This is a genomic window from Tritonibacter mobilis, from assembly GCF_001681715.1.
Classification (GTDB): domain Bacteria; phylum Pseudomonadota; class Alphaproteobacteria; order Rhodobacterales; family Rhodobacteraceae; genus Epibacterium; species Epibacterium mobile.
In genome coordinates, this window is sequence record NZ_LNWY01000014.1 from 74,399 (window position 1) to 97,039 (window position 22,641).

The window sequence follows — 22,641 nt, forward strand, 5'->3', positions numbered from 1 at the left end:
GCTATGGCAGTCGATCAGCCCACTGTTCTGGTCGTCGAGGACGAACTGGCTCAGCGTGAAGTGCTGGCCTATAATCTGGAAGCCGACGGCTTTCGGGTGATCAAGGCGGAAAATGGCGAAGAGGCATTGTTGCTCGTTGAAGAGGATATGCCTGACATTATCGTTCTGGACTGGATGATGCCCAATCTCACCGGGATTGAGATTTGTCGTCGCCTGAAAACACGCACTGATACGCGTGGGATTCCGATCATCATGCTCTCGGCGCGCTCTGAAGAGGTAGATAAAGTGCGCGGACTGGAAACAGGCGCGGACGATTACGTGGTAAAACCCTATTCCGTGATCGAGTTGATGGCGCGGGTGCGCACGCAGTTGCGGCGGGTCCGTCCTGCCACGGTCGGTATGCGGCTGGAGTTCGACGACATCATTCTGGATGCGGAAACGCATAAGGTGAGCCGATCTGAGCAACCACTGAAGCTGGGCCCGACTGAGTTCCGCCTGCTGTCTACCTTTATGGAAAAACCGGGTCGGGTTTGGAGCCGCGAGCAGTTGTTGGACCGTGTTTGGGGACGGGACATCTACGTGGATACCCGCACTGTCGACGTCCATATCGGGCGTTTGCGCAAGGCGCTGACCCAGCATGGCGGCGACGATCCGGTCAGAACCGTGCGCGGCGCAGGCTACGCCCTCGGCTAGAATCCTACATCAATATGTTTGCGTAATGAGTTCTAACGGCTTCGGAATTTCCGGAGCCGTCGTTACATCCGGCTGATCTATCTTGGCAACGGATCTTCGGGTTGAGCCTGCCCGGCGAGCCATTCCCGAAACTGGGACAGGCCACTATGACGGGACTTCGAAGTTGGCCAGACCAGATAATACGCGCCGCCTATGTCCTCTGAGGCATGATGAAGCGCAACCAGGCGACCCGTCGCCAGATCCTGCTCCACCAGATAATCAGGCATCAAAGCGACGCCCAAGCCATGCAGCGCGGCTTGGCTAATGGTGGAGAATTGATCATAGATCGTGCCGCCAAGATTTCCGTCAGTAGGCACATTCTGTCGTGCAAACCAATCTGACCACGCATGCGGGCGGGTCTGGATGTGCAGCAAGGGCAGGGAGAGGATATCTCGGGGTGCCTCGATTTTGGCACGACCCGCCAAATCCGCCGAACACACAGGGACAAGCTGTTCGTGCTTTAGCAACAGCGCCTGTGTTCCTGGCCAATCCGCGTTTCCAAAATGTATTGCCGCATCAAAGCTCTCTGATGCGAAGTTAAACGGAGCCAAGCGCGTGGACATATTGATTGTCACATCCGGGTGACGACGGGAAAACTCCGGTAGGCGCGGCATTAACCAACGCATGCCAAAGGCAGGCAATATCGCAAGATTGAGGCTTCCGGCCAGAGGCGCAGATTGCAGCTGGAGCGTTGCCTTAGCAATTCGATCCAATGCATAGCGCACCTCTTCGGCATAGGCCGTCGCATCAGGTGTCAATGACAGGGATTTTCCCTCGCGCACCACCAGTTCTACGGCCAACTGCCGCTCGAGTGCTTGCAACTGACGGCTAACGGCACCTTGCGTCAGCGACAACTCCGCCGCAGCTGCAGACGCACTGCCCAGCCGGTCCAGCGCTTCGAGCGCACGCAGCGAGGCAATGGAGGGAAGGAAACGGCGAGGCACAGACATGTATGAGGTATTGTCATATGTGATTGCGAAAGTCTCGCTGTTTTTTGCAGCTTCACGAGCTTAAGGTCTCGTCAACACTTTCACAGGAGGTCCCCATGCTGGATGACAAACCTACCCTTCGCGCAAAAGATGCACCTGACCTTGGCCGCTTCAGCTGGGACGATCCCTTGCGCCTTAGCGATCAGCTGACCGAAGATGAACGCATGATCGAAGCGTCTGCTCGCGCCTATGCACAGGAAAAACTTCAAAGCCGCGTGACTGACGCTTATGAGAACGAGCAGACCGATCCCGAGATCTTTCGCGAAATGGGCGAGATGGGGTTGCTGGGCACCACGATCCCCGAGGAGTACGGTGGACTGGGCGGTGGCTATGTGTCCTACGGGCTGGTCGCGCGCGAAGTGGAGCGCGTGGATAGCGGCTACCGTTCGATGATGTCGGTTCAAAGCTCGCTGGTGATGTATCCCATCTATGCCTATGGCAGCGAAGAGCAGCGTCAAAAGTACCTGCCGAAACTGGCATCTGGCGAGTGGATCGGCTGTTTCGGCCTGACGGAACCGGACGCCGGCTCTGACCCCGCCGGAATGAAAACCCGCGCCGAAAAAACAGATGGCGGCTACCGGCTCACTGGCTCCAAGATGTGGATCTCGAACTCACCAATCGCGGATGTGTTCGTCGTTTGGGCCAAGTCTGAAGCGCATGGCGGCAAAATCCGCGGGTTTGTGCTGGAAAAAGGCACCAAGGGCCTGTCCGCACCGAAAATTCAGCAGAAAATGTCTCTGCGTGCATCGATCACCGGTGAGATCGTCCTGGACGGTGTCGAGGTCGGTGAAGATGCGTTGCTGCCGCATGTCGAAGGTTTGAAAGGGCCGTTTGGCTGTTTGAACCGGGCACGCTATGGCATCAGCTGGGGCGTCATGGGCGCGGCGGAGGCCTGCTGGCACGCCGCTCGCCAATATGGTCTTGATCGCCACCAGTTTGGCCGCCCCTTGGCGAACACGCAGCTGTTTCAGTTGAAACTTGCCAATATGCAAACCGAAATCGCGCTTGGCCTGCAAGCCTCTCTGCGTGTTGGACGACTGATGGATGAGGCCAACGCGGCGCCGGAGATGATCTCCATCGTGAAGCGCAACAACTGCGGCAAGGCGTTGGAAATCGCCCGTCATGCGCGCGATATGCATGGTGGCAACGGCATCAGCCTCGAGTTCCAAGTGATCCGGCACATGATGAACCTTGAGACGGTGAACACCTATGAAGGCACCCATGATGTGCACGCGCTGATCCTCGGACGCGCGCAAACCGGTCTGCAGGCGTTTTTCTAAACCTTAACGCGACACAATAATGCAAAACCGCCCTTGCAATTATGCAGGGGCGGTCATTTTGCGGGGGTTCCCTTATGACGCCCGCCCAGCAATTCCAATTGCAGAACAAGCCTCTCGATGAGACCTTAATGCTCGGGTTAACAGCGCGGCCTGAAACTCCTTAGCGAATTGGGAGCGCTGTTAATCTTTCTTAAGGGTGCGCAGTATGATTTGCGTTCATGGCTGCATAACCTCATCATTGACATCGTCGCACGTCATTTTTTGCAAATTCCGTGATTTAGGATTTGTTAGGGCTGCGGTCGGGCATTGTCGCAAAACCAGCAGTGCGAGTGGCGCTACGCCCCTCCGCCATTCAGTTAACAGCCTCTGCATCTTTTCCGTAACCCTGACACGGCTGATAGAGAAACACCTGCAAAATTGAAGGGCGAGAGCCAGCGCGACCCTCGCGGTCCGGTTCATCACTCGTCCATATTGCGCATCCGACTGCCTTTGGGGTCAAACAGCGCGCCCAGATGCACAGTTGCCGTGAACTTTTGCCCTGCGATATTGACATCAACCTGATCACCACCGACGAACCCGGCTTTGCAAAATGCCAATGCAACTGGACGTCCGACCCGATAGCCAAAGGCACAAGAGGTGGTGTGCCCGATGATCTGATCTCCTGAATAAACAGGTTCATGCCCCAGTGGCACCGCATCTGGATCATCAAGTATGAGCGATACCACTTGATGTGTGGCAGAAGTTTTTCGTTTCTCTTCAATAGCCTCTGCGCCAATATAGCCGCCAGATTTGCGCAGGGCAAAGCCTAGACCAACGTCCAATGGAGTGACATCGCTGTCCAGCTCATGCCCCATGGCGGAAAAGCCTTTTTCAATTCGCATCGACGTCTGTGCATAAAGACCCGCTGGCGCGGCTCCGGCTTGGGTCAATGCGCGATACACATCTTGTGCATGGGCGGCGCGACAGGTGATTTCCCAGCCCGCTTCGCCCACATAAGATAGACGCGCAGCCCGAATATGATGGCCGGCAATGGTCGCTTCGCCATGTTTGAAGTAATTTATCTGCATCAGGCTTTCGGCACCGACCGCGCTAGCGATCTTCGCAGCCTCCGGCCCCATCAATCCAAAAGTCGCGTATTCTTCCGTTGTATCACAGATAGTTACATCGTAACCCTCACCGTGTAGCAGGAACCACGCCTTATCGCGTTTTATGGCTGCGGTTCCAACAAACAGGCGATAGTGATCCTCTGCAATTCGTTGCGCCGTGATGTCGCTCTCAAAGGTGCCGCGTTCATTCAACACCGCCGTATAGATGACAGATCCAGGCGCGCGTGCCATTTGCCCTGCGCAAACATGCAAAAGGAATGCCTCTGCGTCCGGCCCCGTTACGTCAATTTTGCCAAAGGAAGAGGCATCAAATATCGCAGCGCGTTGGTGCGCGGCCTCGACTTCTGCGGCGACATTGGCAAACCAGTCGGGCTTGTCGAACCGAAGTTTTGGTTCTGCGGTTTTACCAAAGTACAGCGGACGCTCCCAGCCATACACTTGGCCAAACTGCGCCCCAGCCGCACGATAGTCGCTATCGACGGGCAGGGGGCGCAGATCCCGGGCGGTTGAGAGCTGCTTGCCCGGGTATGCGATTTCGTAATGGGTTCCGAGGATTTCTGGCGCTCGGGCCATCAGATGATCAAGCGAATTGAAGACAGGTGCAAAGCGTTTGGCGTCTGCCTCAGACAAATCGTAAGCGGGCGCGCCATGCACGATTGCATGCGCAAGGTTCATGCCCGCGCCACCGCCCGATGCGATGCCAACGGAGTTCATGCCACAGCCAAGGAAGAGCCCACGGGTTTCTGCAGTTTCACCCAACATGAATGTGCCGTCCGGTGTAAAACTCTCAGGCCCATTGAGCAGCATTTTAACCTCAGCCGTTTCCAGCGCGGGCAGGCGGTGTAGAGCGTTGAGCATCATCGGTTCGAAATGATCCCAATCCTCTGGCAACAGAGCAAATTCGAAACTCTCATCCAGGATGCCGGGCGCAATCGGTTTGCCCATCGGTTCAAAACACCCCACGAGGAGGCCGCCAGAATCGTCGCGGATGTAAAGATGGTTGTCGTGATCCGACAGCGTTGGCGTGTTTCCTTCGATCCCATCGATCGGCTTCGTCAGCAGATAGAAATGCTCACAAGCGAGGGCAGGGACCTCCGCACCGGCCATGGCCCCGACCTCACGTGACCAAAGCCCCGCACAGAGCGCGATTGCGTCACACTTCACCACACCTTGCGTGGTTTCAACTCCCTTTACGCGCCCGTTTTCCGTAAGAATGCCAGTGACGCCTGTTCTTTCAAAGATACGTGCGCCCAGTAACTTAGCGCCCTTAACTAAGGCGGCGCAGACATCGGAAGGCGACACGCGGCCATCGTCCGGTGACCAAACAGCGCCGAGCACATCATCAGCGTTCATCAACGGCCAGCGCTCTTTGGCTTCTTCAGGCGAAATCGAGGTTGCGTCGATCCCATAAGCATGCGCCAGCGCCTCTTGTCGTTTGATGTGGGTAAGGCGGTCCGGATTTGTCGCGAGCGACAATGACCCTTTTTGAATCCATCCCACGTTTTGCCCGGTTTCACGCTCAAGCTGGCTGTATAACTCGACCGAATATTGGATCATCCGTGTGAGATTGCGCGAATGACGCAAGGCGCGCACTTGGGCTGCAGAATGCCATGTGGTGCCGGATGTCAGTGCATTGCGCTCCAGCAAAATGGCATCATTCACGCCCATCTTGGCGAGGTGATACAGGGTCGAACACCCCATAATTCCGCCGCCGATGACGACGACAGATGCATGAGCGGGAAGGGAGGTGGACATGAGTTTGTTCCATTTCTGCGGCAGTAGATGTTGCTTGCCGATGGGTGGGTCACGCGAAAAGCCTTGATGAAATCACAAATCCCGTCAATGTAGGTGAAAAATAACATTCGTTATCAGGTCGCAATGCGCTGACGCAGGTGAGAACTTGGACCCAACCATCAGAAATAAAACAATAACCCGCCTCAAAGAGGAAATCCCCGAGCTGTCACCCCGGCTGCAAGTGGCGGCAAAGTACATTGTCGATCACCCTGCGGATTTTGGCCTCGACTCGATCCGCGACACGGCGCGAAAGGCGGATGTGTCGACCTATACGCTTGTGAGAATTTCAGAGCGGCTGGGCTTTGACAGCTATGAGGACATGCGCGATCCATTTCGCGTGGCTCTGGTAGCTCCGACACAATTCATTGACGCGCCGGAGTGGATCAACAGATGGCGGGAAAGCGGTGAAATTGGACAAAAACAGGCCGAAGCCGCGCTAAATTCTATGGCGATTGTGCAGCGTAGTTTGGAGGGGCAGAACCTCAAACAGCTGCAACGGGTGGCGGAAATGCTATTGGACGCCAAGAATGTCTATTTGACGGCTGTGCGCGCAAGCTATTCAATTGCTTACTATTTTCACTATGTGGGGCGCATGGCGCTGCCTTCGTTGCAGCTGATTCCACGCCATATCAACAGTGCCATTGATGAGTTGAATTACGCTGACGAGGGCGACGTGATGATCGCTATCACACTTACCCCGTATTCTCGTGAAACCATCGAAGCCTGTGAATTTGCACGAAAAAAAGGCGTGAAGCTGGTGATGATCTCCGATAGTGAGGTCATTTCTTCAAATTTCACCCCTGAAGAAACTCTGGTTGCATCTACACTAAGCACACATCACTTTGGGTGTTATACGGGCGTTATGGCTGTGGCCGAAAATCTCGTGTCATTGCTGGTTGCTTTGGGGGGGCAGGATGTGAAGGACAGAATCACGTCGTACGAGACCTTACGCAAAGACAACAACGCCTATTGGGTGGCGAAGAAAAAACATTAGTTATGTCGTGACTACAAAAATAACTTGTGGAAGCATCGCCCGCATACTATCGGCACCGCGACCGATTTCGGTTTTAAATCAGGGAGAGAACTTATGGTCCTCAAACAAACACTTCTCGCATCTGCTGCAACTGTTGCTCTGGGCTTTGCCGGCGCGGCATCCGCAGCTGAGCAACAGTTCATCACCATCGGCACCGGCGGTGTGACAGGCGTTTATTACCCCACTGGTGGCGCGATCTGCCGCCTGGTGAACAAAGACCGCAAAGAGCACGGCATTCGCTGCTCGGTGGAATCCACCGGTGGTTCTGTTTACAACACCCGCACCATTCGCGAAGGCGAGCTGGAGTTCGGTGTTGTTCAGTCCGACGTGCAAAAAGCGGGTCTCGACGGCACCGGCGCATTTGAAGCAGACGGTCCTTTTGAAGGCCTGCGTGCACTGTTCTCGGTCCACCCCGAGCCGATGCACCTGATGGCACGCAAGGATGCAAACATCGCATCCGTTGAAGATCTTAAAGGCAAGAAGGTCAACATCGCGAACCCCGGTTCCGGTACCCGCGTTCTGGCTGACACGCTGATGCAATATTCTGGCCTGAGCGCCGATGATTTCGCACTTGCGGCAGAGCTCAAGTCTTCTGAGCAGGCGGCAGCGCTGTGTGACGGCAAAATCGATGCAACCATCTGGGCCTCCGGTCTGCCGAATGGCTCGAGCCAGGAAGCAACCTCGTCCTGTGACGTGAACATCGTACCGCTGTCGGGTGAAAACATTGACACTCTGCTTGCTGAGAACACGCCTTACGCGGCTGCAACCATCCCCGGTGGTATGTACCCAGGTAACCCGGACGACATCCCGTCCTGGGGTCCGAAAGCAACCTTTGTGACCTCCGCTGATGTGTCTGACGACGTGGTCTATGCGGTTGTGAGCGCGGTGTTTGAAAACTTTGATGACTTCAAGAAGCTGCACCCGGCCTTTGCACGTCTCACCGAAGAAGAAATGGTGAGCGATGCGCTGTCCGCAGAGATCCACCCCGGCGCGATGAAGTACTACAAAGAACGCGGCTGGAAGTGATCCTGTCACTTTTCTCGTAAAATCAAAGGCTTTCGCTCCTGCATTCAGGGGCGAAAGCCGTTTTCGTTTCAACAAGAGTGTATAACAAACCGGGTGGGGACACGATGACAGATAATCAAAGCGCCGCGGCTCAGGAAGATCGTTCACTTGACGATTTTGTAGCCGACAGCGACACCGGCGGCCGTTCGCCGCGAGATGCATTTGGGCGCAATGCGCTTTGGTATTTACCGCTCGTTTGGTCTCTATATCAGCTTTGGATCGCGTCACCGTTACCGTTCGTTCTTGGCGTAGGTGTTTGGAATGATACGCAAACCCGTGCCATTCACCTTGGCTTTGCGGTGCTCTTGGCCTTTATTGCGTTCCCCGGTTTTAAGACGAGCCCGCGCCATCATATCCCGATCCCGACTTGGATTATTGGCATAGTTGGCGCGCTTTGTGCTTCGTATCTGTTTTATGCCTATGCAGGAGTTGCGGCGCGCTCCGGTGCCCCCAACCAGACGGATATCGTTGTCGCGGTCATCGGTTTGGTGCTGCTTTTGGAGGCGGCGCGACGCAGCCTTGGCTTCCCGCTGATGGGCGTGGCACTGTTTTTCTTGGCGTATGTCTTCTTTGGCTCGTCGCCGTGGCTGCCCGAAGTGGTGCAGTGGAAGGGCGCCTCAATCAACAAAGCCATGAGCCACATGTGGCTCACCACCGAGGGCGTCTTTGGTGTCGCACTTGGCGTATCTTCTGGTTTTGTGTTTCTTTTCGTACTGTTCGGCGCGCTTCTTAATCAGGCCGGGGCAGGGAACTACTTCCTGAAACTGGCCTTTGCCGCCTTGGGACACCTGCGCGGTGGCCCGGCAAAAGCCGCCGTCATCGGCTCTGCTGCGACGGGTTTGATTTCCGGATCGTCCATCGCCAATGTGGTTACGACTGGCACGTTCACCATTCCGCTGATGAAACGTGTGGGCTTTCCCGCCACCAAGGCTGGCGCGATCGAGGTCTCCTCGTCGATCAACGGCGTTTTGACACCGCCCGTGATGGGCGCAGTGGCCTTCCTGATGACCGAGTACGTCGGCATTCCATACGTCGAGGTCGTGAAGACTGCGATTATCCCAGCGGCGATCTCTTACATCGCTCTGGTCTATATCGTGCACCTCGAAGCGCTCAAAATGGGCATGAAGGGCTCTCGCCGGATGCATCCGGTCAAGTTCTTCCTCGGTGCGATTTTCACCATTGCCATTTCTATCATCATCGGTGGCGGAACCCTGTGGCTTTGTGGTGTGTTTGTGAATGCGCTCGAAGGGATCGCAGGTGGGGCCAGCACGTGGCTGATTGTGGCGATCATGGCCGTTCTCTATGTTCTGGCTCTCAAAGTTGCGGCGGCGCATGAGGATCTGGAAATCAGCATCGAGTCGATGCAGAACCTGCCGCCCACGCGTGAGATCTTTAAGACCGGCATTCACTACATCATGCCAATCCTGTTGCTGATGTATCTGCTGATGATCGAGCGCAAATCGCCGGGCCTTTCGGCCTTCTGGTCGTCGGTTGCAATGTTGGTGATCCTCGCCACTCAAAACCCGATCAAGGCGATGTTCCGCGGGCAAGACAATGCAATTGCTGAATTTAAGCAAGGTGTTGCAGACATCTTTGAAGGTCTGATCATCGGTGCACGCAATATGATTGGTCTGGCCTGTGCCATGGGTGTCGCTGGTATCATTGTTGGTGCGGTGACCCTGACAGGGATCGGCCAGGTGATGGCGGAGTTTGTTGAATTCCTCTCCGGTGGCAGTGTCATGCTGATGCTGATCTTTGTTGCGCTGATCTCCATTGTGCTCGGCATGGGTTTGCCCACAACCGCCAACTATATCGTGGTAAGCTCGCTGATGGCGGGTGTTGTGGTGGAACTTGGCGCGCAAAACGGTCTGATCGTACCGCTGGTCGCGGTGCATATGTTCGTGTTCTACTTTGGGATTATGGCGGATGTGACACCGCCTGTGGGGCTTGCGAGCTTTGCCGCAGCTGCGATTTCCAAAGGCGATCCACTGCGCACAGGTTTTCAGGCGTTCTTCTACTCAATCCGGACCGCATTGTTGCCGTTCCTGTTCATCTTCAACACCGATCTGTTGCTGATTGATGTGGGTCCGGTTGAGGCAGTTTTCGTCTTTATCGTGGCGATGATTGCGATGCTGCTGTTCGCGGCATCCACAATGAACTATTTCATTGTGAAATCAAAGATCTGGGAAAGTGCGCTGCTGCTTCTGGTGGCTTTCACTCTGTTCCGTCCGGGCTTCTTCCTCGATCAGCTGCAACCTGCGTTTGAAACCCGTCCGGGGTCTGCGGTCTATGAGATGGCCGAGAACGTGGAAGATGGCGGAACATTGCGTGTGCGTCTGATGGGTGAAAGCCTTGAAGGCGATATGGTCGATGCGCGTTTCCTGCTGCCGCTGGGTGAGCAGGGTGCCGATGGTCAAACCCGTCTTTATGACGGCGCAGGCATTGAGTTCCGCGATGAAGATGGCAAGATCTATGTGGACAATCTGAACTTCGGCGGTCCAGCAGAGCAACTTGGCATCGATTTCGACTGGGAGCTGGTCGAGATGGAAGTTGAGGCAGATCGCATGCCGAAAGAAATCTTCTATCTGCCGGCGTTCCTGATCCTTGGTTTCGTCGTCTTCCTGCAACTCGGCCGGAAGCGCAAAGAAGAAGGAGTAGCCTGATGACCAGACACGTACTTTGCGCTGTCGACCTGACGCATATGGATGCTGAAGAGGCATTGCTGAAACGGGCAGCGGAGCTCGCTGAATTCTACGGAGCCACGCTCAGCGTGGTGACCGTAGTCCCGGACTATGGCATGAGCATCGTGGGCTCGTTTTTCAAAGACGGCACCATGAAGGAGGCGGTCAAAGAAGCGGACCGCCAACTACATGCCTTTGTTAAAAAGGTCGTGCCAGACATGAAGGGTGTCCAGCACATCGTTGAAGTTGGGGCAAATGTCTACGAGATGATCCTTGATGCGATCAAACGATCAGAGGCTGACTTGGTGGTCATGGGTGCACATAAACCGGAGTTGATGGACCGGCTGCAAGGACCGAATTCAGCGCGTGTGGCGCGATATGCCAAATGCTCGGTTCTGATCGTGCGGGACTAATACCGGCTGATAGTGAACAAAAAACGCGCTCCGAATTGGGGCGCATTTTTCGTATCAGAGAGGTGGCATACAACCTCCCATATGTTCATCCTATAATCAGTATTATGTAAAATACAACTACAGGATGAGGAAGAGCATTACTCCTAATAAAGCTCAGCCAAACAAATCATGTGCCAGTTCAAGGGCTTCAACTAGGCGATCAACCTCTTCGCGGGTGTTATACATCCCAAAGGACGCACGACACGTTGCAGTAACGCCAAGATGATCCATCAACGGACCGGCACAATGATGACCCGCGCGTACGGCAACGCCTTTCTTGTCGAGGATCGTCGAGATGTCATGCGCATGTGCAGCGCCCTCAAGCGTCAGGCTGAAAATAGCAGCTTTACCCGGTGCATGCCCCTGAATGTTCAGCCAGTTCAATCCTTTGAACCGCTCAGCTGCATAATCGCGCAAGTCCGCCTCATGGGCCGCGATCTCCGCCATTCCGACATTCATCATGTAATCTAGCGCGACACCAAATCCGATGGTTTGGACGATCCCGGGCGTTCCAGCCTCAAATTTCATTGGCGGATCATTGTAGATTACCTGATCCTTGGAGACTTCCTTGATCATGTCACCACCACCAATGAACGGACGCATTTCTGCCATTCGCTCGGGACGAATGTAGATCGCGCCAGATCCCGACGGGCCGTAGAGCTTATGTCCGGTCACCGCATAGAAGTCACAGCCAAGATCCCCAACATCTACGGGCATGTGAACCGCACCTTGCGATCCATCCACAAGTACCGGAACACCTTTTTCATGCGCGCCAGATGTAATGGACTTTACATCAACAACAGTTCCCAAGACATTGGAACATTGTGTGGTTGCGATCAGTTTTGTTTTAGGTGTGATCGCATCCAGAACCTTTTGCGGATCGAGGCTTCCGTCCGCTTCAGTGTCCACCCATTTCAGAACCACACCCTGACGTTCCCGTAGGAAATGCCACGGAACGATATTCGCATGATGCTCCATCACCGACAGTATGATCTCATCCCCAGCTTCCATCCGGGGCATCGCCCAGGCATAAGCCACCAGGTTGATGCCTTCGGTGGTGCCAGAATTTAGGACAATGTGATCCTCATCCGCAGCGTTCAGGAACTTGGCAATAATTCCGCGCACGCCTTCATACTTCTCGGTCGCAAGATTAGAGAGGTAATGCAAGCCACGGTGAACATTAGCATATTCCTCAGCATATGCTTTGGTCACCGCATCAATCACAACCTGTGGTTTTTGCGCGGACGCACCATTGTCGAGATAAGTCAGCGGTTTGCCATTCACTTCGCGCGACAGGATCGGAAAGTCAGAGCGGATTTTTTCGACATCATACATTGGACGTCTCCAGAATTGTGGGAAGGAACAATCCCATCAGGATCAGAACGGCGATCATGGCGCCGATACCCGCAAGGACTATGACACCGGCGGATCTTGCCATGGAATTCAGACCAAAACCTACGTTGGTAAAATGTGCAAGCACATAGAGCCCGTAGACCGCAGCCGCGAGGTTAAACAGCACAGCAACGGGTGTGATCACGAAAACAAGAACAATCGCAATCACTTGCACAATGATATTCACGATGCGCAGCCATACGAGCAAACCCAGAATAGTGGTGAAGTTGGCCTCTCGCCCCATCCATTTCGCAGCGGTGATCGAAGCGATCGTATAACTCAACTGAAGAACAACGAGAAACACACCAAACATCGCCGGGCTCAGCCCCGGAAAGAGTGTGTTCGATGGATAGCCAAGCAGGTATCCCTGCACCGCGTAGAGAAAAACGCTCAGCACGACATTCAATGCGAAACCGGTCCAGACCACATCAAAGCTAAGTTGCATTGATATGATCCGGCGCGCAGCACTGGCCGGATCAGTGACAGTTTCCACCAAGAGGTCTTTGAAATTCATTAGTTTTTACCCCAATAGGCCTCGATGAGACCGGAGATCCAAAACCAAAGGAATACGACAACCCACAAGATACCGACGGCGCTCAAGGCTGGTCCGGGTCCAATGAACCCCGCGACCAGTCCATTCAGGAGCAACAGAGGAGAGGATGCAAGCATCGCCCAAAACAGTGCGAGGCGACCACAGTATCCATCCCCCTGCCCGCCTATCATGCGCATCAGGAAATGAGAAATCATCGCAAGCGCATAAAGAGCCAACGGCGCGATGAATATGATACCCAACAGCGCACCGCCCAGAAGCATGTTCAACTCCTGCCCGGTCAAATGCGCCTCACGCGCAAGCCGGGGCATTTGCGCGATGAACATCAGCACACAAGCCCCCATTACAAAAGCCAAAAGCCGGTCTTCTCTTGGCCCCATAGCGAGAAGCCGCGCAATTACCTTGCGCGGCCCCCGATACGTCGCCGTAATGTCTGCGGTCACAGCCATGCCAGACCTCAGCGCCGCCGGGCGAGCCAGCCGTAAAGGCGGTCGTTGATGCTGGCGGCGATCTCGTCATCCTCGATCTCTTCCACTGCCTCTGCGAGGAAAGCAAGCGTCATCAGGTCGGTTGCTTCCGATTCAGGAACGCCACGAGAGCGCAGATAGAAAAGCCCATCCTCATCAATCGCACCTGAGGTGGAGCCATGCGAGCAGGCCACATCATCAGCGTAGATCTCAAGTTCTGGTTTGGCGAGGAATTGGCTGTCGTCATCCAAAAGCAAAGACTGAGAAATCTGATATCCATCAGTCTTTTGCGCGCCTTCTTTCACCAGAATTTTGCCTTGGAAAACGCCAGTTGCCCCGTTGCGCAGAACCTTTTTGAAAACCTGACGGCTCTCGCAGTTCACCGCGTCATGGGTGACAAAAACAGTGTCATCATGGTGAAAATCACCGTCGCCCACACAGGCACCCGCCACATGCGCCACGGCATCATCACCGAGGAACTCAACCACAGCTTCGTTGCGGGTCAGGACGCCATTTACCGTGAGCGTAAAGCTCTTGAACACGGCCTCTGTTCCCAAGCGCGCAAAAAGATGCGTCGCCGCACGACGCTCGTGATCACGTCCCTGAGCGCGCACCAAGTGGAGCGTGCCGTTGTCCGCGATATCAATTTCCATTGCCTTGTTAAAACGCGATGCGGCCGGGCCGTTTTCAAGGATCGTCGCCTCGGCACCGCTGTCCACCTTGATCACATGATGCAGGATCGCATCGGAGCTCTCAGTTTCGTGACGGTAGACCAGATTGATCGGTTTGGACGGCTTTCCGGTAACATGAACAACCACACCATCGGTTGCAAAAGCGGTGTTGAGCGCGGCCAGAGGGCGCTCAACCGGTGTTTGACCGCGCGCTTCAAGAACACCGTATATGTCCTTGGCCCAATGAATATCTTTGCCTTGGATTTCAGCAAGGCGTTCGATGTTCACACCCTCCAGAGAGAGATCATCGGAGGCCTCAGCATCAAAGACACCATCGACAAAAACGATGCGAATGCGATCAAACGTATCAAACATCGGTGCTTCGCCGCTGTCGAACACAGCTGCATTCGGCGCGTCCGCAGAGGTCAGCGTGTCAGGACGGGTGTATTTCCAATATTCATCACGCCGGTCTGGCAGGCCCATGGTCTGAACCCGCGATACGGCCGCACGGCGCGCAGCATCGAGACATCCGCCTTCGGGCAGAGACAGAGACGCAAGACGGGCCTCTGTCGTCGATTGTTTCAGCTCAGGAAGTGCCATTATGCCACCTCGGACAGGATGTCTGCGTAACCGTTGTTTTCAACTTCGAGCGCCAGCTCGGGTCCACCGGTTTTTACGATGCGACCATCCGCCATGATGTGAACGACGTCAGGTTTGATGTGATCAAGCAGACGCTGGTAGTGCGTGATGACAAGGAAACCCCGACCCTCGTCGCGCAGCGCGTTCACGCCGTCGGCAACCAGTTTCATGGCATCGACGTCAAGACCGGAGTCGGTCTCGTCGAGAATGCACATTTTTGGCTCCAGCATCGCCATCTGCAGGATTTCGTTGCGCTTTTTCTCACCACCAGAGAAGCCAACATTGACCGGGCGCTTCAGCATTTCGGCGTCGATCTTCAGTTCTTTGGCTTTCTCGCGCACGTGCTTGAGGAAATCCGTGGCCGACAGCTCTTCTTCGCCACGGGCCTTGCGCTGAGCGTTTACCGCAGTGCGCAGGAAGGTCATGTTGCCCACGCCGGGAATCTCGACCGGGTATTGGAAGGCAAGAAAAACACCAAGTGCAGCGCGCTCTTCCGGTTCCAACTCCAGCAGTTCTTCGCCCAGCAAAGATGCGGACCCTTCGGTCACCTCGTAGCCATCCTTGCCTGACAGAACGTAGGACAAAGTGGATTTACCGGAACCGTTCGGGCCCATGATCGCATGCACTTTGCCTGCCTCGACGGTCAGGTTTACGCCTTTGAGGATCTGCTTGTCTTCTTCCTCAAGTTTCACGTGTAGGTTTTTGATTTCGAGCATATCTTTCGCCTTTTTCTTGTTGCAGCTGGCGCCTGAGGCACATGCTGCGTGTCGGAGGTTCGTCAGCTTTCCACATCCGTTTGGATCGGTTTGATGACGTAATTCTTATTCGTTTTGTAACGCTGCAGCGTGTCGCAGATCTCATATCCCATTCGTGCGATCAGTGTGTGGAACGCGTCGTCATTTTCTTGATCGACCTCTACCAATAGCGCAGGCTGGCATCGTCTAATCGTATCCTGAAGGCCAGAAAGAACTTGTATTTCCATGCCTTCCACATCGATCTTAATAAAGTCGGGGTGGTCATTTTTCAGAGCCAGATCACCTGTTGTGATTTCAATATCGCCCTCTCCCGGCAACATTTTCGCGGCCCCGAGATTTCGATCCCGCAGCTCCATCCCAAAGCCCACACGCGGCTCTGCGCCCAATCCTTTTCCAAGGTGGCTCATGTCGTATTTCGTCGCGAGCCCGTTAGCGGAGATATTCGCCAGCAGCAGCTTTAGCGCCTTTGGATTGGGTTCAAATGGAATGACCCGCGCCGCCGACAGAAAGACCGCCGCATAGAGACCGTGGTTCCCCACATTAGAACCAATGTCTACGAACGTACCGCCAAGAGGGAAAAGAGATTTGATAACAGCGAGTTCTTCCTCTTCGTAGAAGCGCCCTTCTCGATGAGAGCGTTGGATCGGGTCACGCTGCATATCAACAGAGAACACCATGCGCTGACCATAAATCTCGCTGGTATAGAGAGACACCTCCGGGAATCCCACGGATTTCCCAGAGGAAATTCGATCGATGAATTCACGAAGTTGGAGAGGATCAAAAAGCACGGCTTATTCTCTGACTAGGTTAACCGATCACGACAGCGGTGCCGCTGGCCGAGACCATCAACATCGATTGGCCGACGACTTCATAGTCGAGGTCGACGCCCACAACTGCATTTGCGCCAAGCGCACGCGCGCGGTCTTCCAACTCGCTCAGCGCCGTTTCGCGTGCGTCTTGCAGCTTGCTCTCATAAGCGCCTGATCTTCCACCAACAATGTCGGTGATCTGGGCAAAAACATCGCGGACAACATTCGCGCCCATGATCGCCTCACCCACAACGATGCCCTTGTATTCGGCAATCTGGTAGCCCTCAACGGAACCGGTGGTCGTAACGATCATGGTGCGGTCTCCTTTTTGTCCTTGCCAAGGGCCGGACATCAGCCAACAGATCCTTCGAGCGAAATCGCAACCAGCTGCTGCGCTTCCATCGCGAATTCCATCGGCAGCGCTTGCAGCACATCCTTGCAGAAACCGTTCACAACCAGTGCGACCGCCTCTTCTTCGTCCATGCCACGCTGGCGGCAGTAGAACAGCTGATCGTCATCCACCTTGGAGGTTGTCGCCTCGTGTTCGCAGCGCGAGGAATTGTTCTTCACCTCGATGTAAGGCACTGTATGCGCACCACATTTGTCGCCGATCAGCAAGCTGTCGCATTGGGTGTAGTTGCGAGAATTTTTCGCCTTCGGATGCATCGAGACCAGACCGCGATAGGTATTCTGGGCCTTGCCGGCGGAGATCCCTTTGGACACGATCCGGCTCTTGGTGTCTTTGCCAAGGTGGATCATTTTGGTGCCGGTGTCGGCCTGCTGCATATTGTTGGCGATGGCGATCGAATAGAACTCGCCCTGGCTCTCGTTGCCGCGCAGGATGCAGGACGGGTATTTCCATGTCACGGCAGATCCGGTCTCAACCTGCGTCCACATCACCTTAGCACGGTCGCCGCGGCAATCAGCCCGTTTGGTCACGAAGTTGTAAATGCCGCCCTTGCCGTTCTCATCGCCGGGGAACCAGTTCTGAACGGTGGAATACTTCACCTCGGCGTCTTCTTCGATGATGATCTCAACCACAGCGGCATGCAGCTGAGCGGTGTCGCGTTGCGGTGCAGTACAGCCTTCCAAGTAGCTGACATAGCTGCCTTTATCGGCAATAATCAGGGTGCGCTCAAACTGACCGGTGTTTTCCGCGTTGATGCGGAAATAGGTGCTGAGCTCCATCGGGCAGCGCACACCCGGCGGCACGTACACAAACGAACCGTCAGAGAAGACAGCAGAATTGAGCGTCGCATAGAAATTGTCAGACACAGGCACCACGGTGCCGAGGTATTTCTTCACCAGCTCAGGATGCTCGCGGATCGCTTCTGAAATAGAGCAGAAAATCACGCCCGCTTTTTTCAGTTCTTCCTGAAAGGTTGTGCCGACGGACACAGAGTCAAACACCGCATCCACAGCAACCTTGCGACCCTCGGAGGGCGCATCTTCTGCTCCCTCAACGCCCGCAAGAATCATCTGCTCTTTCAATGGGATGCCGAGCTTTTCGTATGTAGCCAACAACTTGGGGTCGACTTCATCAAGCGACTTTGGCTTCACTTCCATGCTTTTGGGGCGCGCGTAGTAGTACTGATCCTGAAAATCAATCTCAGGATAGTTCACCATCGCCCAATTCGGCTCTTTCATGCCCTGCCAGCGCTCAAACGCTTGCAGGCGCCATTCGGTCATCCACTCCGGCTCTTCGTTTTTCTCGGAAATCAGGCGCACGATATCCGGGTTCACGCCTTTGGGGGCGTATTCCATCTCGATATCGGTGTCCCAACCGTATTTATACGTGCTGACCTCGCGCACCGCATCCACGGTTTCCTGATCAACGCCTTCCTTGGCTTCGAATTGGTCCAGAGCGGCCATCGTCTTCTCCTGAACTCACGCCGAGCGGGCGCGATGTTTCTTCTGTTTGGCGCACCACGCTTCTGCAAAGCGCAGCACATCCGTTTCGGTCGTGTCGGCCCCGAGCGATACGCGGATCGCCCCCTGAGCCGTCATCTCATCAAATCCCATTGCGGTCAGAACGGCGCTCGCGCGCACCTTGCCGCTGGAGCAGGCACTGCCTGCGCTGATCGCAAAACCTGCCAGATCCATCTGCATCACCTGCGTCTCCCCCTTCCATCCGGGGGTCGCAAAGCAGGAGGTGTTTGGCAGGCGGCGCGCATCCTTACCTACGAAAATAGTGTCCGGGCACTCAGCCGCAACCGCCTTTTCTAGAATATTTCTAATTTCTGCAACCCGGTCCCAGACCCCGTTGTCCAGATCCTTTGCGGCCACTTCAGCTGCGGCACCAAACCCTGCGATTCCAATCACATTTTCGGTCCCCGAGCGACGCCCCATTTCCTGGCCACCACCTTTGATCTGCGCCGCTAGGTCGGTGCCACGCTTAAGCACGACCGCACCGATACCTTTGGGGCCGCCGAACTTGTGCGCGGAAATCAACGCCATGGTTGCGCCCATCCAGTTGAAGGCGACCGGCAGCTTGCCAAAGGCCTGCGTTGCATCTGTGACCGCAAGCCCTTCGGGCAGGTCCTGAATGACACCCGTCTCGGAGTTCGCCAGTTGCACGCAGGAGTTTTGTGGGTCTGTCACACGCACGCGCCCAGAAGGATCAACCGCCAAATCCTCGACAGTCCAGGCCCTTACGGCATCATGCTCAAGCGTTGCGCCGTGAAGGTCGCGCCCCATAAGAGCCAAAGCAGCGCCCTCGGTCGACCCAGATGTAAAAACCACATCGGCACCATCCGCACCAAAGGCAGCAGCAATCTGGGCACGGGCGCGTTCAACCACAGCCTTGGCCGCACGCCCTTCAGCGTGAACCGACGACGGATTGCCACAAACGTCCATGGCCGCAATCATCGCGGCGCGCGCCTCGGGGCGCAGCGGTGATGTGGCATTGTGATCTAGATAAACACGAGTCATGGAGTCATATTTTTATTGTTGCAGAACATTGTGGTCTTGGTGCCAGCATTCAGGCTGGCCACGTTGTCTTATTCATCGACCACCGAGAACAAGTTCGGAACGGCCGGGCAAGGCGCCAGTTCATTGGCGATGACATCAGACAGCCGGGTTTGATGCAGGAACACATACACATGTGCGCTCAACCCTTCCCACAATCTGTTGGTCAGGGATTGCGCACGACTCCCGCTTGATCCCCCAGACGCACCTGCCCCTTTGTGCATCGCATCAACAGTCTCATCAACGGCCGCAAGAATCTCAACCACACGGATCTCCGACGCAGGTCGGGCAAGACGGTAGCCTCCGCCCGGTCCACGCACAGAAGCGACCAGACCGCCACGGCGCAGCTTTACGAAGAGTTGCTCTAAATAAGGCAAGGAAATATCTTGTCTTTTGGAAATGTCGGCCAGGACAACCAGACCTTCTGACGGTTGCAATGCAATGTCAGCCAAGGCCACCATTGCGTACCGTCCTTTTGTCGAAAGCTTCATCTGCTAACCCTTTTGTCGAAAAAGCAGCAAATGATTGACGATAGCCCTGTCAATGCGTATCTCAGCTTGACACGGTGCCGGTCCTTCACCTGCGCCTCTTTAGAATAGTTCTAAGGTGTCGGATAGAATTCGTCAAGTATTTGTCTCCGCCACCTCGCCAAAAAGCAGAGTAGGATCAACCCACCCATGCCTGAGGTCATTTTCCCCGGACCCGAAGGACGCCTGGAAGGCCGTTATCACCCGCAGAAGGAAAAGGATGCGCCGATTGCAATCGTGTTGCACCCGCATCCGCAATTCGGCGGCACCATGAACAACAAGGTGGTCTATAACCTCCACTATGCGTTCTACAACATGGGCTTTACCGTACTGCGGTTTAACTTCCGTGGCGTGGGCCGATCGCAAGGTGAATACGATCAGGGCGTCGGCGAACTCTCGGATGCCGCGTCCGCTTTGGATTACCTGCAGTCGATGAACAACAACTCCAAGCATTGCTGGGTTGCGGGCTTCTCCTTTGGGGCCTGGATCGGCATGCAGCTGTTGATGCGTCGCCCGGAAATCACCGGGTTCATCTCGGTTGCGCCGCCTGCGAACATGTATGACTTCTCGTTCCTGGCGCCCTGCCCGTCCTCCGGCCTGATCATCAACGGCACCGCAGACCGCGTGGCCCCGCCTGCGGATACGGTGAGCCTTGTGAACAAACTTCACGAGCAAAAAGGCATCACCATCACCCATGATGAGATTGAGGGAGCAGATCACTTCTTCCAAGAGCCGCATATGGACACGATGATCGGAAATGTCTCCGATTACGTCAAACGGCGCCTCACTGAGACCACCCGCTGATGTCGACGCTGGACACACTGGCTGCAAAGCTGGCGGAGGATACCCTCAAGGTCCAGGACGCACTTGGTGAAGACCGCATGTATATGGAGATCGCCCAGGTTCTCGGGGCGGCCTCCCAATCTCTCGAAGAAGCTTTTCTGACAGAGGTTCGAATTCGCCTTGCCGAACGCAAGGCGCGCGACTTTCTCAACAAACGGCTTGAGGCTGCTAAGGCAGCACTCGAGGCAGAGGCACGAAACCAACCATGACAACCCATCTTGTGCAGCAGTTCGAATTCCTCTCTGAAATCGAAAGGCTGCGCGGGGTGGAGCGGCAGAATCTCCTGCTCGATGGCAGCCGGGTTGAGAACTCGGCCGAACACAGTTGGCATCTTGCACTCTATGCGCTGGCCTTTGCGCCCTATGCACCGCCGGCGGTGTCAATCCCGCGCGTCATTCAGATGCTTTTGCTGCATGACATCGTTGAAATCGACGTTGGCGATCATCCCATTGACGAACCCACTGACTGGACTGCCGTAGCCAAGGCCGAGGAGCAGGCCCAGAAGCGGATCTTTGGCCTGTTGCCAAAGGTGCAGGGGGATGAGTTGCAATTGCTCTGGCGGGAGTTTGAGGCCGCAGAAAGTGCCGATGCACGCTTTGCAAAAGCGTTGGACTACTGCCAGCCTATCTTCCAAACGCTTTGCGCTGTTTCGCCTCCTGAGGATCACCTTCGTGTGGTTCGTGAAAACCTGACCACCGGCCGCGCAACCACCCTGAAGGACCGCTTTCCAGAGGCCTATACAGCGGCGCTTGAACTCATCAATGGTGCAGAGGTCAGCGATCTTGATTTTGCTGCAAGGCTCGCCTTCGTGTCCGAGGCGGACCGGTTGAAGTCTATCCTGCGCGCCTCTCGCATTGCCTCCGGTCAACGCTATGAGAATTCAGCAGAACACAGCTGGCACATTATGCTTTATGCGTGGATCTTGGCGCCCTACAGCGTGTCACAAGTCGATGTGACGCGCGTTTTGACCATGCTGCTGCTGCATGATCTGGTGGAAATCGATGCCGGTGATGTCCCGATCCACTCAAAGCTTGACGCAGATGCGCTCGCACGGATCGAGGCAGAGGAACTGGCAGCAGCACAACGCATCTTTGGCTTCCTTCCAGCAGCCCAGACTGAGGAATGCCTGAAGATCTGGCAGGAATTTGAAGCCGCAAACAGCAGCGATGCCATCTTTGCAAAATCCATCGACCGGGTGCAGCCGGTGCTGTTGAATATCGCGACCGGTGGCGGCAGTTGGATTGAGTATAACGTCACCCTGCCCCAGCTTGAGAGCCGGGTCGGCGCTAAGATCGCGCGTGGCGCGCCACAGGTCTGGGCATATGTGCGCGCGCAACTGTTGCCGTGGTTTACAGAGCGCGGCAGGCTTTAACCCCACATTGGTGTGAACAGAAAGCCTCGGGGGCAATTTCCCCTCTTGCGCCAGTCTGCAAGGCAGGATTTGAGGGTAAAGTCACCGCAACTTACCCTGCAGGTGGCGTCATGACGCTAGAGGACACGCCATGCATTATCTCTATTTGATGGCCGCTGTATTGGCCGAAACCATTGGCACCACCGCCCTTCAGGCCAGTCAGCAATTCACCCGGCTGGTGCCGTCAGTGATTGTTGTCATCGCTTACGCTGTGTCTTTCTTTTTGATGAGCCTTACGCTCAAATTCATGCCAGTTGGTATCGTTTACGCAATCTGGTCTGGACTGGGGATTGTTCTCATTGCGGCGATTGGCTTCCTTGTCTTTGGTCAACGCATTGATCTGCCAGCAATTGCGGGAATGGCGATGATTATCGGCGGCATCCTTATAATCCATCTGTTCTCGACCAGTTCGGGGCATTGAGGCCTCCGAACTTGCAAGAGATGTCGCGGCAGTGCGGCGACAGTTGTAGGTTTGTCC

Annotated in this window: 22 protein-coding genes; 10 read left to right on the forward strand and 12 right to left on the reverse strand. The window is 55.3% G+C overall.

Annotation, left to right across the window (positions count from 1 at the left end):
- Window positions 1-3 precede the first annotated feature (3 nt).
- Window positions 4-693, forward strand: coding sequence for a phosphate regulon transcriptional regulator PhoB (gene phoB, locus UB90_RS13880; RefSeq protein WP_005615597.1), 690 nt, complete (start codon window positions 4-6; stop codon window positions 691-693).
- Window positions 694-770: 77 nt separating this feature from the next.
- Here the strand turns inward: phoB and UB90_RS13885 are convergent, their stop codons facing one another.
- The gene (locus UB90_RS13885; RefSeq protein WP_065324056.1) at window positions 771-1,682 is read right to left on the reverse strand and encodes a LysR substrate-binding domain-containing protein; all 912 of its coding nucleotides are present in this window, start codon (window positions 1,680-1,682) and stop codon (window positions 771-773) included.
- 95 nt (window positions 1,683-1,777) lie between these two features.
- On the opposite strand from UB90_RS13885, the gene UB90_RS13890 reads away from it, so the two are divergent.
- On the forward strand, window positions 1,778-3,001 hold the full coding sequence (locus UB90_RS13890) for an acyl-CoA dehydrogenase (protein ID WP_065321837.1): 1,224 nt from the start codon (window positions 1,778-1,780) through the stop codon (window positions 2,999-3,001).
- 458 nt (window positions 3,002-3,459) lie between these two features.
- Here the strand turns inward: UB90_RS13890 and UB90_RS13895 are convergent, their stop codons facing one another.
- Window positions 3,460-5,862, reverse strand: coding sequence for a GcvT family protein (locus UB90_RS13895; RefSeq protein ID WP_065324055.1), 2,403 nt, complete (start codon window positions 5,860-5,862; stop codon window positions 3,460-3,462).
- Window positions 5,863-6,007: 145 nt separating this feature from the next.
- On the opposite strand from UB90_RS13895, the gene UB90_RS13900 reads away from it, so the two are divergent.
- The 4 genes from UB90_RS13900 (at window position 6,008) to UB90_RS13915 (ending at window position 11,093) form a co-directional block, all read left to right on the forward strand.
- Complete coding sequence (locus tag UB90_RS13900; RefSeq protein WP_065324054.1) at window positions 6,008-6,895, forward strand: MurR/RpiR family transcriptional regulator; 888 nt, start codon at window positions 6,008-6,010, stop codon at window positions 6,893-6,895.
- Between the two features lie 93 nt (window positions 6,896-6,988).
- Window positions 6,989-7,960 (forward strand): TAXI family TRAP transporter solute-binding subunit, encoded by a 972-nt coding sequence (locus UB90_RS13905; RefSeq protein ID WP_065324053.1) that lies wholly within the window; start codon window positions 6,989-6,991, stop codon window positions 7,958-7,960.
- A 104-nt stretch (window positions 7,961-8,064) separates the two neighbouring features.
- Window positions 8,065-10,662: a TRAP transporter permease gene (locus UB90_RS13910; RefSeq protein WP_065324052.1), complete on the forward strand. Its 2,598-nt coding sequence runs from the start codon at window positions 8,065-8,067 to the stop codon at window positions 10,660-10,662.
- Window positions 10,662-11,093, forward strand: coding sequence for a universal stress protein (locus tag UB90_RS13915; RefSeq protein ID WP_065324051.1), 432 nt, complete (start codon window positions 10,662-10,664; stop codon window positions 11,091-11,093). Before UB90_RS13910 ends, UB90_RS13915 begins: the two co-directional genes overlap by 1 nt.
- A gap of 153 nt (window positions 11,094-11,246) precedes the next feature.
- On the opposite strand, the gene UB90_RS13920 is transcribed toward UB90_RS13915, so the two are convergent.
- The 10 genes from UB90_RS13920 to iscR form a co-directional block, all read right to left on the reverse strand.
- The gene (locus tag UB90_RS13920; RefSeq protein ID WP_065324050.1) at window positions 11,247-12,467 is read right to left on the reverse strand and encodes a cysteine desulfurase; all 1,221 of its coding nucleotides are present in this window, start codon (window positions 12,465-12,467) and stop codon (window positions 11,247-11,249) included.
- Window positions 12,460-13,038: a YIP1 family protein gene (locus UB90_RS13925; RefSeq protein ID WP_065324049.1), complete on the reverse strand. Its 579-nt coding sequence runs from the start codon at window positions 13,036-13,038 to the stop codon at window positions 12,460-12,462. The genes UB90_RS13920 and UB90_RS13925 overlap by 8 nt, the downstream gene beginning before the upstream one ends.
- Window positions 13,038-13,523: a hypothetical protein gene (locus UB90_RS13930; protein ID WP_065324048.1), complete on the reverse strand. Its 486-nt coding sequence runs from the start codon at window positions 13,521-13,523 to the stop codon at window positions 13,038-13,040. The genes UB90_RS13925 and UB90_RS13930 overlap by 1 nt, the downstream gene beginning before the upstream one ends.
- Before the next feature lie 8 nt (window positions 13,524-13,531).
- A complete protein-coding gene (locus UB90_RS13935) occupies window positions 13,532-14,812 on the reverse strand; it encodes a SufB/SufD family protein (protein ID WP_009176798.1) in 1,281 nt (426 codons plus the stop codon).
- Window positions 14,812-15,567 (reverse strand): Fe-S cluster assembly ATPase SufC, encoded by a 756-nt coding sequence (gene sufC / locus UB90_RS13940; RefSeq protein ID WP_005615554.1) that lies wholly within the window; start codon window positions 15,565-15,567, stop codon window positions 14,812-14,814. The genes UB90_RS13935 and sufC overlap by 1 nt, the downstream gene beginning before the upstream one ends.
- Before the next feature lie 62 nt (window positions 15,568-15,629).
- The gene (locus UB90_RS13945; protein ID WP_065324047.1) at window positions 15,630-16,394 is read right to left on the reverse strand and encodes an FkbM family methyltransferase; all 765 of its coding nucleotides are present in this window, start codon (window positions 16,392-16,394) and stop codon (window positions 15,630-15,632) included.
- A gap of 19 nt (window positions 16,395-16,413) precedes the next feature.
- Window positions 16,414-16,728 (reverse strand): heavy metal-binding domain-containing protein, encoded by a 315-nt coding sequence (locus UB90_RS13950; RefSeq protein ID WP_005615548.1) that lies wholly within the window; start codon window positions 16,726-16,728, stop codon window positions 16,414-16,416.
- Between the two features lie 38 nt (window positions 16,729-16,766).
- A complete protein-coding gene (gene sufB / locus UB90_RS13955) occupies window positions 16,767-18,287 on the reverse strand; it encodes a Fe-S cluster assembly protein SufB (protein WP_005615545.1) in 1,521 nt (506 codons plus the stop codon).
- Between the two features lie 15 nt (window positions 18,288-18,302).
- Window positions 18,303-19,346, reverse strand: a complete 1,044-nt coding sequence (locus UB90_RS13960; RefSeq protein WP_065324046.1) for a cysteine desulfurase family protein — start codon at window positions 19,344-19,346, stop codon at window positions 18,303-18,305.
- A gap of 68 nt (window positions 19,347-19,414) precedes the next feature.
- The gene (iscR, locus tag UB90_RS13965) at window positions 19,415-19,873 is read right to left on the reverse strand and encodes a Fe-S cluster assembly transcriptional regulator IscR (protein WP_005615538.1); all 459 of its coding nucleotides are present in this window, start codon (window positions 19,871-19,873) and stop codon (window positions 19,415-19,417) included.
- A gap of 186 nt (window positions 19,874-20,059) precedes the next feature.
- Between iscR and UB90_RS13970 the strand changes: the two genes are divergently transcribed.
- From UB90_RS13970 to UB90_RS13985, 4 genes are all read left to right on the forward strand, one after another.
- Window positions 20,060-20,713 carry an alpha/beta hydrolase gene (locus tag UB90_RS13970; RefSeq protein ID WP_005615535.1) on the forward strand — a complete coding sequence of 218 codons (654 nt, stop codon included), beginning with the start codon at window positions 20,060-20,062 and terminating at the stop codon, window positions 20,711-20,713.
- Entirely contained in the window at window positions 20,713-20,961 is a 249-nt protein-coding gene (locus UB90_RS13975; protein WP_005615533.1) for a hypothetical protein, read from the forward strand. The genes UB90_RS13970 and UB90_RS13975 overlap by 1 nt, the downstream gene beginning before the upstream one ends.
- Window positions 20,958-22,124: an HD domain-containing protein gene (locus UB90_RS13980; RefSeq protein ID WP_065324045.1), complete on the forward strand. Its 1,167-nt coding sequence runs from the start codon at window positions 20,958-20,960 to the stop codon at window positions 22,122-22,124. The genes UB90_RS13975 and UB90_RS13980 overlap by 4 nt, the downstream gene beginning before the upstream one ends.
- 130 nt (window positions 22,125-22,254) lie before the next feature.
- The gene (locus tag UB90_RS13985; protein WP_005615529.1) at window positions 22,255-22,584 is read left to right on the forward strand and encodes a DMT family transporter; all 330 of its coding nucleotides are present in this window, start codon (window positions 22,255-22,257) and stop codon (window positions 22,582-22,584) included.
- The last annotated feature ends 57 nt before the right edge of the window (window positions 22,585-22,641 follow it).

What these genes read in the sequence shown, in the direction of transcription:
- phoB (WP_005615597.1), top strand. Translation starts at nt 4, where the DNA reads ATGGCAGTCGATCAGCCCACTGTTCTGGTCGTCGAGGACGAACTGGCT.
- UB90_RS13885 (WP_065324056.1), bottom strand. Translation starts at nt 1,682, where the DNA reads ATGTCTGTGCCTCGCCGTTTCCTTCCCTCCATTGCCTCGCTGCGTGCG.
- UB90_RS13890 (WP_065321837.1), top strand. Translation starts at nt 1,778, where the DNA reads ATGCTGGATGACAAACCTACCCTTCGCGCAAAAGATGCACCTGACCTT.
- UB90_RS13895 (WP_065324055.1), bottom strand. Translation starts at nt 5,862, where the DNA reads ATGTCCACCTCCCTTCCCGCTCATGCATCTGTCGTCGTCATCGGCGGC.
- UB90_RS13905 (WP_065324053.1), top strand. Translation starts at nt 6,989, where the DNA reads ATGGTCCTCAAACAAACACTTCTCGCATCTGCTGCAACTGTTGCTCTG.
- UB90_RS13910 (WP_065324052.1), top strand. Translation starts at nt 8,065, where the DNA reads ATGACAGATAATCAAAGCGCCGCGGCTCAGGAAGATCGTTCACTTGAC.
- UB90_RS13915 (WP_065324051.1), top strand. Translation starts at nt 10,662, where the DNA reads ATGACCAGACACGTACTTTGCGCTGTCGACCTGACGCATATGGATGCT.
- UB90_RS13920 (WP_065324050.1), bottom strand. Translation starts at nt 12,467, where the DNA reads ATGTATGATGTCGAAAAAATCCGCTCTGACTTTCCGATCCTGTCGCGC.
- UB90_RS13925 (WP_065324049.1), bottom strand. Translation starts at nt 13,038, where the DNA reads ATGAATTTCAAAGACCTCTTGGTGGAAACTGTCACTGATCCGGCCAGT.
- UB90_RS13930 (WP_065324048.1), bottom strand. Translation starts at nt 13,523, where the DNA reads ATGGCTGTGACCGCAGACATTACGGCGACGTATCGGGGGCCGCGCAAG.
- UB90_RS13935 (WP_009176798.1), bottom strand. Translation starts at nt 14,812, where the DNA reads ATGGCACTTCCTGAGCTGAAACAATCGACGACAGAGGCCCGTCTTGCG.
- sufC (WP_005615554.1), bottom strand. Translation starts at nt 15,567, where the DNA reads ATGCTCGAAATCAAAAACCTACACGTGAAACTTGAGGAAGAAGACAAG.
- UB90_RS13950 (WP_005615548.1), bottom strand. Translation starts at nt 16,728, where the DNA reads ATGATCGTTACGACCACCGGTTCCGTTGAGGGCTACCAGATTGCCGAA.
- sufB (WP_005615545.1), bottom strand. Translation starts at nt 18,287, where the DNA reads ATGGCCGCTCTGGACCAATTCGAAGCCAAGGAAGGCGTTGATCAGGAA.
- UB90_RS13960 (WP_065324046.1), bottom strand. Translation starts at nt 19,346, where the DNA reads ATGACTCGTGTTTATCTAGATCACAATGCCACATCACCGCTGCGCCCC.
- iscR (WP_005615538.1), bottom strand. Translation starts at nt 19,873, where the DNA reads ATGAAGCTTTCGACAAAAGGACGGTACGCAATGGTGGCCTTGGCTGAC.
- UB90_RS13970 (WP_005615535.1), top strand. Translation starts at nt 20,060, where the DNA reads ATGCCTGAGGTCATTTTCCCCGGACCCGAAGGACGCCTGGAAGGCCGT.
- UB90_RS13975 (WP_005615533.1), top strand. Translation starts at nt 20,713, where the DNA reads ATGTCGACGCTGGACACACTGGCTGCAAAGCTGGCGGAGGATACCCTC.
- UB90_RS13980 (WP_065324045.1), top strand. Translation starts at nt 20,958, where the DNA reads ATGACAACCCATCTTGTGCAGCAGTTCGAATTCCTCTCTGAAATCGAA.
- UB90_RS13985 (WP_005615529.1), top strand. Translation starts at nt 22,255, where the DNA reads ATGCATTATCTCTATTTGATGGCCGCTGTATTGGCCGAAACCATTGGC.